This is a genomic window from Pengzhenrongella phosphoraccumulans (assembly GCF_045689905.1).
GTDB lineage: Bacteria > Actinomycetota > Actinomycetes > Actinomycetales > Cellulomonadaceae > Pengzhenrongella > Pengzhenrongella phosphoraccumulans.
This window is the reverse complement of the sequence record NZ_CP144210.1, coordinates 4,316,737-4,329,554: the sequence shown is the minus strand read 5'-3', so window position 1 is coordinate 4,329,554 and position 12,818 is coordinate 4,316,737. Positions and strand designations below refer to the sequence as shown.

Here is a 12,818-nt window from a genome sequence, read left to right as displayed (position 1 = left end):
CTCACTTCTTGGCAGTCTTGCGGCGCTTGGGCTGGGCCGCCGTGCCGAGGTGCTGACCCGGCAGGAGGTGCGCTCCGTAGGCCGCGACACCGGCCAGCGCCGCCGCCTCGGTCCCGGTGCCCGCGACAGCTGCCTGCTCGCGCAGAGCGTGGACCTTCTTGGAGTGGGCCTGCATCCGCGGCTCGCGCTCACGGAACGTGACCTCGAGCGGCGTGGCCAGGAAGATCGAGGAGAACGTCCCGACCAGCATGCCGACGAACAGCGCGAGCGAGATGTCGCGCAGCGTGCCGGCGCCGAGGATGAAGGTCCCGACGAACAGGATCGCGCTCACGGGGAGCAGCGCGACGACGGAGGTGTTGATCGATCGCACCAGCGTCTGGTTGACCGCGAGGTTGGCCATCTCCGCGTAGGTCGACCGCGACTGGTCGAGCACGCCGGCCGTGTTCTCGCGCACCTTGTCGAACACCACGACCGTGTCGTAGATCGAGTACCCGAGGATCGTCAGGAAGCCGATCGCCGTCGCGGGCGTGACCTCCCAGCCGATCAGCGCGTACACGCCGACGGTGAGGATGAGGTCGTTGCCGAGCGCGATGAGCGCCGCGGCCGCCATGCGCCAGGCGCGGAAGTAGATCGTCATGACGACCGACACGAGCACGAGGAAGACGATCAGGCCGGTGATCGCCTTGTTGGACACGTCCGCGCCCCACGTCGGGCCGACGAACGAGCTGGCGACGTCGGTGACCGGGACGTCGTAGGCGACCGCCAGGGCGTCACGAACGGCCTCGACCTCGAGGTTGGTCAGCTGTGCGGTCTGGACACGCACCGCCGCGCTGCCGATGGAGGACACGCGGGGCTCCTCGGCCGGGGAGACCGAGGCCACGGCGTCGAGCGCGGGCTGCTGTGCGACGGAGGAGGCGCCGGAGACCGTGAACTGCGACCCCCGCGGAACTCGATCCCGGGGTTGAGCCCCTTGATGCTGAGCAGGAGCACGGACGCGAGCACCGCCGTGATCGCGATGGCGAACCACGTGCGTCGACGTCCGACGATGTTGTACGACTTGCGGCCCGTGTGCAGGTCGTTGCCCCACTGGGCGAATCCGGAGGCCATCAGGACTCGTTCCTCTCGGTGCTCGGATCGGTGGCGGGGGTCGGGTCGTCAGACACCGGGGTGTCCTTCGACGCGCCGGGCTCCACCACCCCGGGCCCGGCCAGCTCCGAGGCACGCTTGGCTGCCCGGCGCTCGGCGATGGTCTGCTGCGGTGCGTCCTGGCCGTAGCCGCGGCCAGCACCTGCACCGACGGGCACGGGGGCCTCGAACGTGAGGTCGTCCTGCGGTGCCTCGGCCGTGTCGGTCACGCCCTCGTCCGCCGGCACAGAACCGGCGGGCTTGGGCGTGCGGATCCGGCCGCGGCCCGCGTACCGCGGGGCGGTGACGCCCAGGCGTCGGGGGTCGAGCCCGGAGAACTTGTGGCCCTCGCCGAAGAACTTCGTGCGGGCGAGGATCAGCATCATCGGGTGCGTGAACAGGAACACGACCAGCAGGTCGATGATCGTGGTCAGCCCGAGGGTGAACGCGAAGCCACGCACCCCGCCGACGGCGAGGAAGTACAGCACGATGGCCGCGAGGAAGTTGACGGCGTCGGACGCGAGGATGGTGCGTCGAGCCCGCTCCCAGCCCTTGTCGACCGCGCCGACCAGGCTCCGGCCGTCACGCAGCTCGTCCCTGATGCGTTCGAAGTAGACGATGAACGAGTCGGCGGTGATACCGATGGCCACGATCAGCGCCGCGACCCCGGGCAGGCTCAGGCGGTACCCCTGGAGCCACGACAGCAGCGTGATGACGCCGTAGGTGATGACCGCGGCGATCACCAGGGAGGCCACCGTGACGAACCCGAGGGCCCGGTACTGGAAGAGCGAGTAGATGACGACCAGCAGCAGGCCGATGAGGCCCGCGAGGATGCCCTTCTGCAGCTGCTCGGAACCGAGCGTGGCCGAGATCTGCTCTTCGCTCTGGACCTGGAAGGTCAGCGGCAGGGCACCGAAGTTGAGCTGGTTGGCGAGCGACGCGGCGCTCTCGCGGGTGAACGTCCCCGAGATCTCCGCCTTGCCGTCCGAGATGATGACGCCGGGCGCGAGCGACGGGGCCGAGATGACGAGCCCGTCGAGCACCATGGCGAACTGGTTCTGCGGCGAGGTGAGGCCCTGCAGGCGCGTGGTGACGTCGCGGAACACCGGGCGGCCGGCCTTGGTGAAGGAGATGTTGACGATCCACTCACCGGTGATCGCACCGGTGGAGGTCGTCCGCTGCCCCGAGTTCGCCTTCGCGATCTCGTTGCCCTGGATCTCCACCGGGCCGAGGATGTACTTCGCGCTGCCATCCTTCTCGCAGGTCACGAGGGGCTTGTCGTCGGCACCGCTGTCGCCGCCGGTGAGGTTCTTCGGGTCGGTGCAGTCGAGCGCGTTGAACTCGGCCAGCACGGCGTCCGTGATGTAGTACGCCGCGTCGCTCGGAGAGTCGGGGGCGGCCTTCGGCGTGAGCGGGGCCGCGTCCGCGGCGGGCGTCACAGGTGCCGGCCCACCGATGGTGAGCACCGGCCGGAAGCGCATCTGCGCCGACGTGCGCACCAGGTCCAGGGTCGCCTTGTCGGGCGTGCCCGGGAGGGCGACGACGATGTTGGTCCCACCCTGGCTGGTGATCTCCGCCTCGGACACGCCGGAGGAGTCCACCCGCTGGCGGATGATCCGGATCGCCTCGTTGATCGTGTCGCTGGTGATCTTGTCCTTGCCCGTCGCGACGGGCTTGAGGATCAGCTGCGTGCCGCCCTCGAGGTCGAGGGCGAGCTTCGGCGTCAGCGAGGCATCCGACCAGGTCGCCCCCGCCAAGAGCGAACCGAACAGTGCGGCGATGATGACGCCGAGCGTCACCAACGTCCGGATGGGCCTGGAGCGGCGGGGTGTAGCAGCCAACGGAGTGTCTCTTCTCATGCGCGCACGACCCGCGGACCGCGGGCGGTGAGGGGGTGTGGGCGGTGGCCGCCGTCGTCGCGGGGACGACGGCGGCCGATCAGCTCACTTCTTGTCGGTGTCGTCGTCCTTGCGGGGGTCGGAGAGGGACGACAGGTCGTCCGGGACGACGATCTCGTCGTCCAAGGTCGGTTCGATGGCGTCGGTCTCAGGGTCACTGTCGGTCTCAGAGTCACTGTCGGTCTCAGCGTCACCGAGCTCGTCGTCGTCCTCGTCGTCGTCGACGTCGTCACCGTACTCATCGGTGTCGGCGTCCTCGTCGTCGAGGTAGTCCTCGTCCTCGTCGTCTTCGTCGGCGTCAGCCTCGTCGACCTCGGGCGGCAGGACGATCTTGGCGATCGCCGCGCGGATCCAGCGGCTCTCGTTCCCGGGAGTCGACTCGAGGGTGATGGTGTCACCGTCGATGTCGACGATCGTGCCGAACAACCCCGAGCCGGTCATGACCTCGTTACCCACCTCGAGGTTGGCACGGAAGTCACCCGCCGCCCGCTGCTGCTTGCGGGTCCGGCTCGACATGAGCCACATCGCGCCAAACGCCAGCACGATGATGATGATGAAGGATGGGTCCATGGGGTGGCACGTCTTTCGGGTCTGTGTCGATGTCGGGCGCAGTCTAGGCGCCATGTCTCGGGAAGCCCAACGTCTCGCGACGGCGGACCGTTCCCTGGTCAGTGGCCCTGTGCTCGAAACCGACGAGCCCGAAGGCGGACCGCTACCTCCAGTACACCAGGGAACGCAGGCGTACTGGCTCTAGAACACCAGCGTCCCACTCATCGGCGGTGGAGTGAGACCCAGATGCTCCCATGCCGACGGCATCGCCACGCGGCCCCGCGCCGTGCGCCCGACGAGCCCTTCGCGGACCAGGAACGGCTCGGCGACCGTCTCGACGGTCTCCGGCTCCTCCCCCACCGCGACCGCCAGGGTCGTCAGCCCCACCGGTCCCCCGCCGAACCGCACGCACAATGCCGTCAGGACCGACCGGTCGAGCCGGTCGAGGCCGAGCGCGTCCACCTCGTAGACCGTGAGCGCGGCGTTGGCGGCCGCGAGGTCGAGCCGGCCGTCACCACGCACCTGGGCCCAGTCGCGCACGCGCCGCAGCAGCCGGTTGGCGATCCGGGGGGTGCCGCGCGATCGCGAGGCGATCTCGTAGCCGGCGTCGGCCCGCAGCTCGACGCCCAGCAGACCGGCCGACCGCACCAGCACCCGCTCGAGCTCGTCGATCGCATAGAAGTCGAGGTGGCCGGTGAACCCGAACCGGTCCCGCAGCGGCGCGGGCAGCAGCCCGGCGCGCGTCGTGGCGCCGACGACGGTGAACGGTGGGAGCGCCAGCGGGATGGCGCTGGCCCCCGCGCCCTTGCCCACCACGACGTCGACCCGGAAGTCCTCCATCGCGACGTACAACAGCTCGGCGGCCGGACGAGCCAGCCGGTGGATCTCGTCGAGGAACAGCACCTCGCCCTCCTCGAGCGAGGACAGCACCGCGGCGAGGTCGCCCGCGTGCTGGATCGCCGGACCCGAGGTCACCCGCAGCGGCGCGCCGAGCTCGGCAGCGATGATCATCGCGAGGGTCGTCTTGCCCAGCCCGGGTGGCCCGGAGAGCAGCACGTGGTCGGGTGCCCGGCCGCGCCGCAGCGCGGCCTCGAGCACGAGCGAAAGCTGGTCGCGCACGACCCGCTGGCCGACGAACTCGTCGAACCGTCGCGGCCGCAGGGCCGCCTCGGCCGCGCGCTCGACGTCGTCGGCCGCGGGCCGCACGAGCCGTTCGGTCGTCACGTCGTCGTGCGCCCGGTCGTTGAGGTCGTCCAGGTCCTCGGTTCCGAGGTCGCGGTACTCAGCCACGGCCGGATCCCAACGACCGCAGCGCCGCGCGCAGGACGCCGGCCACCTCGAGGTCGCTCACCGGGCTGGCGAGGTCGGTGTTGGCCGCGACGACGCCGGCCACGGCGTCCTCGGCCGCCTTCGCGTTCCAGCCGAGCCCGACGAGCGCGTCGACGACCTCCGACCGGCGATCCGCGGCGACCGCGAGGTACGGGCTCGACCCGTCCCCGCCGGCGCCGGTCGCGATCCCGAGCCGATCACCGAGCTCGAGCACGATGCGCTGCGCCCCCTTGTGCCCGATCCCCGGCACCCGCTTGAGCGCCACCAGGTCCTCGGTCGCCACCGCCCGGCGCAGGCCGTCGGGGCTGTGCACGGCGAGCATCGCGAGCGCGAGCCGCGGACCGACCCCCGAGACCGTCTGCACGATCTCGAAGACCGCGCGCTCGTCGGGGTCACCGAAGCCGAACAACGTCAGCGAGTCCTCGCGCACCACCAGGGACGTGGACAGGACGGTGGTGGCACCGACCCGGAGCCCGGCGAGCGTCGCGGGGGTCGCCTGGATCAGCATGCCGACCCCTCCGACCTCGACGATCACCGAGTCGAGCCGCACTGCTTGCACCGTGCCGCGGACCGAGGCGATCACGTCACTGTTCCTCTCGCTGAGCTGGGGATCTCGGCGCACGCCGACCACCGGCCACCTGGGCCAGGCAGGCGAACACCTGTACGAACGGCCTCTACCGTAACAAGCGCCGCGCGACCGGGTGGACCCGACGCGCCGCTGATCACCCGCGGGTCGGACGACGCGCCGCGTGCTCGGCCGCGGCCCACGCCCGCTGGGCGCTGGTCATGGCCTGCAGCGAGCGTTGCGGCGCGGCGAGCGCACCCGCCGGGCGCCAGAGGTGACAGATCGCGAGGGCGAGCGCATCGGCGGCGTCGGCCGGGCGCGGCACCTCGGCCAGGCCGAGGATCCGCGCCACCATCGTCTGGACCTGCGCCTTGTCGGCGCGCCCGGAACCCGTCACCGCGGCTTTGACCTCGCTCGGGGTGTGCAGGGCGACGGGGATCCGCCGTCGGGCAGCCGCGAGCATCGCGATCCCGGCGACCTGGGCGGTGCCCATGACGGTGCTCACGTTGTGCTGGGCGAACACCCGCTCGATCGCGACGACGTCCGGCGCCTCGCGGTCGATCCACTCGTCGAGCTGCAGGGCGATCGCCAGCAGCCGTCGGTCGATGTCCTCCTCGGTCGAGGACCGCGCGACCCCCACGGCCACGAGCACGGCCCGCCGCCCGGGCAAGGAGTCGACCACCCCCAACCCGCACCGCGTGAGCCCAGGATCAACCCCCAGAACCCGCACACCCACCCCCACAGAAGAAGCCCGGTGTTACTCGGCTTGGAGCTCTGCCATGACCTCGTCGCTGGCGTCGAAGTTCGCGAAGACGTTCTGGACGTCGTCGCTGTCTTCCAGGGTGTCGATCAGGCGCAGGATGCGGCGGGCGCCGTCGGCGTCGACCTCGATGTGGATCGCGGCGACGAACTGGCTGTCGGCCGAGTCGTAGTCGATCTTGTTGGCCTGGAGCGCGGTGCGGACCGGCACCAGGTCCTTCGCCTCGGAGATGACCTCGAAGACCTCGCCGAGGTCCTTGACCTCGTCGGCACCGGCGTCGAGCACCGCGTCGAGCACGGCGTCCTCGGTCAGGCCGTTCTCCTTGGGGACGATGACGACGCCCTTGCGGCTGAACAGGTAGGACACCGAACCGGGATCGGCGAGCGACCCGCCGTTGCGCGTGAACGCCACTCGCACGTCGGACGCGGCGCGGTTGCGGTTGTCCGTGAGGCACTCGACCAGCACCGCGATCCCGCCGGGGCCGTAGCCCTCGTACATGATCGACTGGTAGTCAGCCCCGGTCTCGGCACCGGATCCGCGCTTGAGCGCGCGATCGATGTTCTCGTTGGGGACCGACTGCTTCTTGGCCTTCTGCACCGCGTCGACGAGCGTCGGGTTGCCGGCCATGTCGGGGCCGCCCGAGCGCACCGCGACCTCGATGTTCTTGACCAGCTTCGCGAAGAGCTTGCTCCGCTTGGCGTCGACAACGGCCTTCTGGTGCTTGGTGGTAGCCCACTTAGAGTGACCCGACATCGATTAACGACCCTTCGTTTTCACACTGACGACACCGATGGCGTCCGACCCTCACAGGCCGGGCGCTCGCACCGAGAGTGCGTCACGGACGATCTGTACGAACAGTTTGTGCACGCGCGTGTCGCCGGTGACCTCAGGGTGGAACGAGGTCGCGAGCAGTCCGCCCTGCCGCACAGCGACGATCCTACCGGCGGCAGGACCGCCGGAGACCGCGGAAAGGACCTCGGCGCGCGGGCCGACCTGCTCGACCCAGGGTGCACGGATGAAAACCGCGTGCACCGGCTCGCCCGGGATCCCGTCGATCGTCAGGTCCGTCTCGAAGGAGTCGACCTGTCGGCCGAAGGCGTTGCGCCGCACCGTGATGTCCAGCCCGCCCAACGTCCGTTGACCGTCGATCCCCCCGAGGACCCGGTCCGCGAGCAGGATCATCCCGGCGCACGAACCGTAGGCGGGCAGCCCGCCCCGCAGGCGCTCCTGCAGCGGCTCGAACAGGTCGAAGGCGCGCAAAAGCTTGTCGATCGTCGTGGACTCCCCCCGGGGATGACCAGACCGTCGATGTCGTCGAGCTCGCGGGCGCGGCGCACGGGAACGGCCGACGCGCCGGACGCTTCGAGGGCGAGCGCGTGCTCGCGGACGTCGCCCTGCAGGGCGAGTACTCCGATCGTGGGGTTCACGACCGTGCACTCTACGGCCGCGGTCACGCGGTCAGGTCCCGGGTGACGCCGTCCCAACCGCCGAGCAGAGCCCGCACGAGCTCGGGCAGCCCCGCCGGGAAGACCTCCTCGTCGAGCGCCGCCAGCGCGTCCAGCTCCCACCAGCGCAGCTCGTCGATCGTGTCGACCTCAAGCTCGGTCCAGCCGTCGCGGCTGAAGTCGTCGTCGGCCACGCGAGGTCCACCGATGGACCCGGCGTACCGACCGAGGAAGAAGACCTCCTCCTGCCGACAGGTCTCGCGAAAGAAGTCGAACATCGCGACGCGCGAGTAGACCGGCCCGACGAGCTCCGCCGGTGCCAGAGTGATCCCGGCCTCCTCGAACAGCTCGCGCGCCGCCGCCTCGCGCTGGGTCTCCCCCGCGTCGATCCCGCCACCCACGGTGAACCACCAGGACCGTTCGCGCTGGTCGACGTCGCTGCCGTGCAGCAGCAGGACACGGTCGTCGGCGTCCAGCAGGATCACGCGGGCGGCACGCCGAAAGCGCACGCCGTCCGAGCCCATGACCCATTCGGGTCCGAGCTGGTGGATCGGGCCGTGCACAGGGCCGTCCGAGACGACCGTCACCAACCGCGCTCGGCGAGACGGTGCGGCTCGGGGATGTCGGCGACGTTGATGCCGACCATGGCCTCGCCGAGACCGCGCGACACCTTCGCGATGACGCTCGGGTCGTCGAAGAACGTGGTCGCCTTGACGATCGCGACGGCCCGCTCCTCCGGGTTGCCCGACTTGAAGATGCCGGAGCCCACGAAGACGCCCTCGGCGCCGAGCTGCATCATCATCGCGGCGTCCGACGGCGTGGCGATCCCGCCGGCCGTGAACAGCACCACCGGGAGCTTGCCCGCGCGGGCGACCTCCTTGACGAGCTCGTACGGCGCGCCGAGGTCCTTGGCGGCCAGGTACAGCTCGTCCTCGGGGAGCGAGGTGAGGTGGCGGATCTGGTCGCGCAGGGTGCGCATGTGGGTCGTCGCGTTCGAGACGTCGCCGGTGCCGGCCTCACCCTTCGACCGGATCATGGCCGCGCCCTCGGTGATGCGGCGCAGCGCCTCACCCAGGTTGGTCGCCCCGCACACGAACGGCACGGTGAACTTCCACTTGTCGATGTGGTGCGCGTAGTCGGCCGGGGTCAGGACCTCGGACTCGTCGATGTAGTCGACCCCGAGGCTCTGCAGCACCTGCGCCTCGACGAAGTGCCCGATGCGGGCCTTGGCCATCACCGGGATGGAGACCTCGGCGATGATCCCGTCGATCAGGTCGGGATCGCTCATGCGCGCGACGCCACCCTGGGCGCGGATGTCGGCCGGGACGCGCTCCAGCGCCATGACGGCCACCGCTCCGGCGTCCTCGGCGATCCTGGCCTGCGCGGCGTTGACGACGTCCATGATCACGCCGCCCTTGAGCATCTCCGCCATGCCCCGCTTGACCTTCGCTGTGCCGACGGCCCCCGATGCGGCGGCGGATGTGGCGGCGGAGTTCTGGCTGTTCTCGCTGGTCACTGCAGGCCTCACAGAAGTCGATCGGGAAGATATCGGGCAAGCGCCGACCGCGAAAGCAACTTTCGCGGGCTCCTCATCCTAGACCGAGGGTGTCTGCGACGAGGCGCCGGGACGGCCCAGCCCCTCGGGCCAGGCATCGTCGAACTCGAGCGGCTCGGGCACCGGGGCTCGCCCCGCCAGCCGCAGGTACCGCACGACGCGCTGCCGTCGGGCGCGCTGCGTCTGCGCCACCGCCTCGTTGTGGAACCGGCGCGAGAGCTGCACCCGGTACCAGGCCGCGGCGAGGGCGTCGACGAGGTCGGAGCCACCCGGCTCCTCGCGCAGCGTCGCCACCTCGGCGGGGTCCTCGAGCGCCGCGCGCAGCGTCGACGACAGCTCGCTCTCGACCAGCCCGCGATCGACGACGAGCGCGGTCCCCGGGAGCACCCCGTTCCCGTCCGCGCTCACCAGTACGCCCCCCATGCCCAGGTACGACGACGCCGCCGCCGACTCGCGCAGCAGCTCGGCCAGATCCGGCACCGGCAGGCTCAACGTGTCCGTGCCACGCCCGCTCAGCTCGAGCGCCGCGAGGGCCGCCTCACCGACGAGCAGCGAGCTCACCGGGTCCATCAGCCCCGCCGACGCGAGCTCGACGGCGACGGTCGCCCGCCGCACGAGCTGGCGGTCGAGCACCGCCTGGGAGGCTGCGACCTTTCGGTGCAGCCTGTCGACGCGCGATGCCTCGACCCAGGCGGCCCACCCGACGAGCAGCACCAGTGCCGCGACGAGCAGCACCCACAGGTCCCAGGTCACGACGCCGTCCCTTCGTCAGACTTCTCGGCGCGCTCGCCCCGGTCGCCGCGCACGAGCCGGCCCAGCGCCCCCCGCAGCGAGGACGGGTCCTCCCCCACCCGCCGCGGGGCCCTGCCCTCCCGCAGCCCGGAGTCGAGCACCATCTCGTACACGGTGAGGATCTCGCTCGTCACGGACGCCCAGTCGTAGCGGCGCACCACGTCCGAGCCGCGTGCGACCGTGGCCGCACGCAGGTCGTCGTCGGCCAGGACCCGGATGAGCGTGCGGGCCAGGTCGACCGTGTCGCCCTGGTGGAACAGCGTGCCGGCCGCGCCCTCGTCGAGCACCCGCCGGAACGCGCCCAGGTCGCTCGCCACGACCGCCGCGCCGGCGCTCATGGCCTCGACCAGCACGATCCCGAAGCTCTCCCCGCTGGTCTGCGGGGCGCAGTACACGTCCACGGACCGCAGCAGGCTGGCCTTCTCGGCGTCCGTGATCGCGCCGAGGAACTCCACCGCGTCCGCGTCGTCGCCGAGCAGCGCGCGCGCCTCGTCCGGACCGGTCTCGCCCGTGCCCGCGATGAGGAAGCGCGTGCCGGGACGGCTGCGCAGCACCTCGGCGACCGCACCGAGCAGCACGGGCAAGCCCTTGCGGGGCTCGTCCAGCCGCCCGAGGAACGCGATCGTCGGCGCCTGGGACGTGCCGGTCCAGCGCGGATCGGGCTCGGCGCTCACGAACTCGTCGACGTAGACCCCGTTGGGGATCACGACGGCGTCGCCACCGAGGTGCTCCACCAGCGTGCGGCGCGCGTCCTCGGACACCGCGATCCGGGCCGAGATCTTCTCCATGCTCTGCCGCACCAGCGGGTAGACCATCTGCAGCGGCCGAGAGCGGATCAGCGCGGTGTGGAACGTCGCCACGATCGGGCCGTCCGCGATCCACAGCGCGAGCATCCCGAGGCTCGGCGTCACGGGCTCGTGCAGGTGCAGGATGTCGAACTCCCCCGCCGCGAGCCAGCGCCGCACGCGGGCGGCGGTCACCGGGCCGAAGGTCATGCGCGCGACGGCACCGTTGTACCGCACCGGGATCGAACGTCCCGCCGAGGTCATGTAGTCCGGGATCGGGGTGTCGTCGTCCGCGGGGGCCAGGACCGACACGGTGTGGCCGCGGGCGATGAGCGCCTCGGCCAGGTCGCGCACGTGGAACTGCACGCCACCCGGCACGTCGAACGAGTACGGGCACACGATGCCGATCCGCAGGGGCCGGAGCTCGGCCGCGGCCATCACGACGCGCCGCCGTCGGTGTCGGTGGCGGTATCGACCAGCGACGCCGCGTAGCGGGCGGGGTCCAGGTCGGCGATGAAGACCTTCTGCAGCATGTGCCAGTCCTGTGGGTGGGCCGCGATGCCGGCGCCGACGACGTCGACCCAGGCCTGCGTCACGGCGATCACCTGCTCGTGGCGCGGCAGCTCGGTCGGCACGACCAACGGTGCGCCGAAGTCCAGCACGATTCCCCAGGGCGAGCCGGCAGCGCGCCGTCGGGCACCGGAGAGCCGCTCGTAGTACACGGTCGTGGGGATCAGCATCGCGCCGGTCGCGACTGCGAGCGCGGCGGGCCCCGCCGCGACGCGGGCCCGCTCGCCGAACAGGTCGACCTCGATGCCGTGCTTGGTCAGGTCCCGGTCGGCGAGGAGCGGGAGCACGGTCGGCCCGCCACGCGCGACGCGCACGAGCTGACGGAACACGTCCCCGCCCTCGTCGAGCGCGATGATCGTCATCCCGAGCCCCTGGCGGAACGCGAGGAACTCCTGGAACAGCGCCTCCGGCTCGAGCCGCTCGGCGACGGTCGTGACCGGACCGAGGTGAACGGTGGCGAAGGCCCCGGCGAGGTCCCAGTTCCCGAGGTGCCCGAGAGCCATGAGCACGGTGCGCCCCGCCGCGAGCTCAGCGACGAGCGGCGCGGCCCCGACCATGCGCGCCCGCGCGGCGATCTGGGCCGGCGTGTACGCGTTCAGCGCGAAGGACTCCCGGTAGTAGCGCAGGTAGGAGCGCATGCCCTGCCGGGCCAGCGCGCGCACCTGTCGGCGCGAGGCACCGGGCCGGACCCGCGCGAGGTTCCGCTCGAGCTGGCGCACCCCCGAGCCCCGACGCAGCCAGGCGACATCGGCCCCGACGTCGGCCACGGCGCGCAGGATCGGCTCGGGCACGTGGCCCGACACGCGCCACGCGAGCGCGAAGGCCCGCTCGGCCTTCATGCGGCGGCCGCGGCCTGGCGCCGGACGGTCGCCATCCGCTGCACGATCGTGACGAAGCTCGCCACCGCAAGGAGCGCCAGCGTGACCGTGAGGACGACCGGTGACAGGCCGGAACCGACCAGGAGCGTGGCGAGCAGGACGGCGAGCAGACGGTCGGCGCGCTCGGCGATCCCGATCGCGGCCGTCATCCCCAGCCCCTCGGCGCGGGCCCGGGCGTACGGCACGATCGACCCGAGCACCAGGCACGCCAGCGCGAGCGCCCCCGCGAGCCGGTCGTCACCGGTCCCGAAGAACCACAGCACGAGCCCGGCGAAGATCGCCGAGTCGGCGAACCGGTCAAGCGTCGAGTCCAGGAAGGCCCCCCAGCTGCTCGACCGGCCCGACCGGCGCGCCATCGTGCCGTCGAGCGAGTCGGTCATCACGAAGAACATGATGACGATCGTGCCCGCGAGCAGGTGTCCCGTCGGGTAGAGCCAGAGCGCCGCCGTCACGACGGCGACCGTTCCAGTGATGGTGACGGCGTCGGGCGAGATCCCCCGGCGCAGCAGCAGATCGGCGATCGGCGTCATGACCTTGGTCATCAGGCCGCGAAAGCGGTTCAGCACG

General features: G+C 71.4%; 14 protein-coding genes and 1 pseudogene. All 15 read right to left on the bottom strand.

Features of this window, described 5'->3' with window-relative positions; all coding sequences use genetic code 11:
- Position 1 precedes the first annotated feature (1 nt).
- The gene (secF, locus tag VTA80_RS20065; RefSeq protein ID WP_407342829.1) at positions 2-880 is read right to left on the bottom strand and encodes a protein translocase subunit SecF; all 879 of its coding nucleotides are present in this window, start codon (positions 878-880) and stop codon (positions 2-4) included.
- Complete coding sequence (locus VTA80_RS20060) at positions 799-1,107, bottom strand: hypothetical protein (protein WP_407342828.1); 309 nt, start codon at positions 1,105-1,107, stop codon at positions 799-801. The genes secF and VTA80_RS20060 overlap by 82 nt, the downstream gene beginning before the upstream one ends.
- Positions 1,107-2,966: a protein translocase subunit SecD gene (secD, locus tag VTA80_RS20055; RefSeq protein WP_407342827.1), complete on the bottom strand. Its 1,860-nt coding sequence runs from the start codon at positions 2,964-2,966 to the stop codon at positions 1,107-1,109. Before secD ends, VTA80_RS20060 begins: the two co-directional genes overlap by 1 nt.
- Before the next feature lie 102 nt (positions 2,967-3,068).
- Positions 3,069-3,593 carry a preprotein translocase subunit YajC gene (gene yajC / locus VTA80_RS20050; protein ID WP_407342826.1) on the bottom strand — a complete coding sequence of 175 codons (525 nt, stop codon included), beginning with the start codon at positions 3,591-3,593 and terminating at the stop codon, positions 3,069-3,071.
- Positions 3,594-3,773: 180 nt separating this feature from the next.
- On the bottom strand, positions 3,774-4,796 hold the full coding sequence (gene ruvB / locus VTA80_RS20045) for a Holliday junction branch migration DNA helicase RuvB (protein ID WP_407345824.1): 1,023 nt from the start codon (positions 4,794-4,796) through the stop codon (positions 3,774-3,776).
- A gap of 58 nt (positions 4,797-4,854) precedes the next feature.
- Entirely contained in the window at positions 4,855-5,484 is a 630-nt protein-coding gene (ruvA, locus tag VTA80_RS20040; RefSeq protein WP_407342825.1) for a Holliday junction branch migration protein RuvA, read from the bottom strand.
- A 139-nt stretch (positions 5,485-5,623) separates the two neighbouring features.
- Entirely contained in the window at positions 5,624-6,196 is a 573-nt protein-coding gene (gene ruvC / locus VTA80_RS20035) for a crossover junction endodeoxyribonuclease RuvC (RefSeq protein ID WP_407345823.1), read from the bottom strand.
- Positions 6,197-6,223: 27 nt separating this feature from the next.
- Positions 6,224-6,979 carry a YebC/PmpR family DNA-binding transcriptional regulator gene (locus VTA80_RS20030; protein WP_407342824.1) on the bottom strand — a complete coding sequence of 252 codons (756 nt, stop codon included), beginning with the start codon at positions 6,977-6,979 and terminating at the stop codon, positions 6,224-6,226.
- A 51-nt stretch (positions 6,980-7,030) separates the two neighbouring features.
- A pseudogene (gene pdxT / locus VTA80_RS20025) lies at positions 7,031-7,653 on the bottom strand (pyridoxal 5'-phosphate synthase glutaminase subunit PdxT).
- Positions 7,654-7,676: 23 nt separating this feature from the next.
- Positions 7,677-8,258, bottom strand: coding sequence for an NUDIX hydrolase (locus VTA80_RS20020; protein ID WP_407342823.1), 582 nt, complete (start codon positions 8,256-8,258; stop codon positions 7,677-7,679).
- The gene (gene pdxS, locus VTA80_RS20015) at positions 8,255-9,187 is read right to left on the bottom strand and encodes a pyridoxal 5'-phosphate synthase lyase subunit PdxS (RefSeq protein ID WP_407342822.1); all 933 of its coding nucleotides are present in this window, start codon (positions 9,185-9,187) and stop codon (positions 8,255-8,257) included. The genes VTA80_RS20020 and pdxS overlap by 4 nt, the downstream gene beginning before the upstream one ends.
- Positions 9,188-9,265: 78 nt before the next feature.
- Positions 9,266-9,979: a hypothetical protein gene (locus tag VTA80_RS20010; protein WP_407342821.1), complete on the bottom strand. Its 714-nt coding sequence runs from the start codon at positions 9,977-9,979 to the stop codon at positions 9,266-9,268.
- Positions 9,976-11,241 carry a glycosyltransferase family 4 protein gene (locus VTA80_RS20005; RefSeq protein WP_407342820.1) on the bottom strand — a complete coding sequence of 422 codons (1,266 nt, stop codon included), beginning with the start codon at positions 11,239-11,241 and terminating at the stop codon, positions 9,976-9,978. The genes VTA80_RS20010 and VTA80_RS20005 overlap by 4 nt, the downstream gene beginning before the upstream one ends.
- Positions 11,241-12,212: a phosphatidylinositol mannoside acyltransferase gene (locus tag VTA80_RS20000; RefSeq protein ID WP_407342819.1), complete on the bottom strand. Its 972-nt coding sequence runs from the start codon at positions 12,210-12,212 to the stop codon at positions 11,241-11,243. Before VTA80_RS20000 ends, VTA80_RS20005 begins: the two co-directional genes overlap by 1 nt.
- Entirely contained in the window at positions 12,209-12,817 is a 609-nt protein-coding gene (gene pgsA, locus VTA80_RS19995) for a phosphatidylinositol phosphate synthase (protein WP_407342818.1), read from the bottom strand. The genes VTA80_RS20000 and pgsA overlap by 4 nt, the downstream gene beginning before the upstream one ends.
- Between the last annotated feature and the right edge of the window lies 1 nt (position 12,818).

What these genes read in the sequence shown, in the direction of transcription:
- VTA80_RS20030 (WP_407342824.1), bottom strand. Translation starts at nt 6,979, where the DNA reads ATGTCGGGTCACTCTAAGTGGGCTACCACCAAGCACCAGAAGGCCGTT.
- yajC (WP_407342826.1), bottom strand. Translation starts at nt 3,593, where the DNA reads ATGGACCCATCCTTCATCATCATCATCGTGCTGGCGTTTGGCGCGATG.
- VTA80_RS20000 (WP_407342819.1), bottom strand. Translation starts at nt 12,212, where the DNA reads ATGAAGGCCGAGCGGGCCTTCGCGCTCGCGTGGCGCGTGTCGGGCCAC.
- VTA80_RS20005 (WP_407342820.1), bottom strand. Translation starts at nt 11,241, where the DNA reads ATGGCCGCGGCCGAGCTCCGGCCCCTGCGGATCGGCATCGTGTGCCCG.
- VTA80_RS20060 (WP_407342828.1), bottom strand. Translation starts at nt 1,107, where the DNA reads ATGGCCTCCGGATTCGCCCAGTGGGGCAACGACCTGCACACGGGCCGC.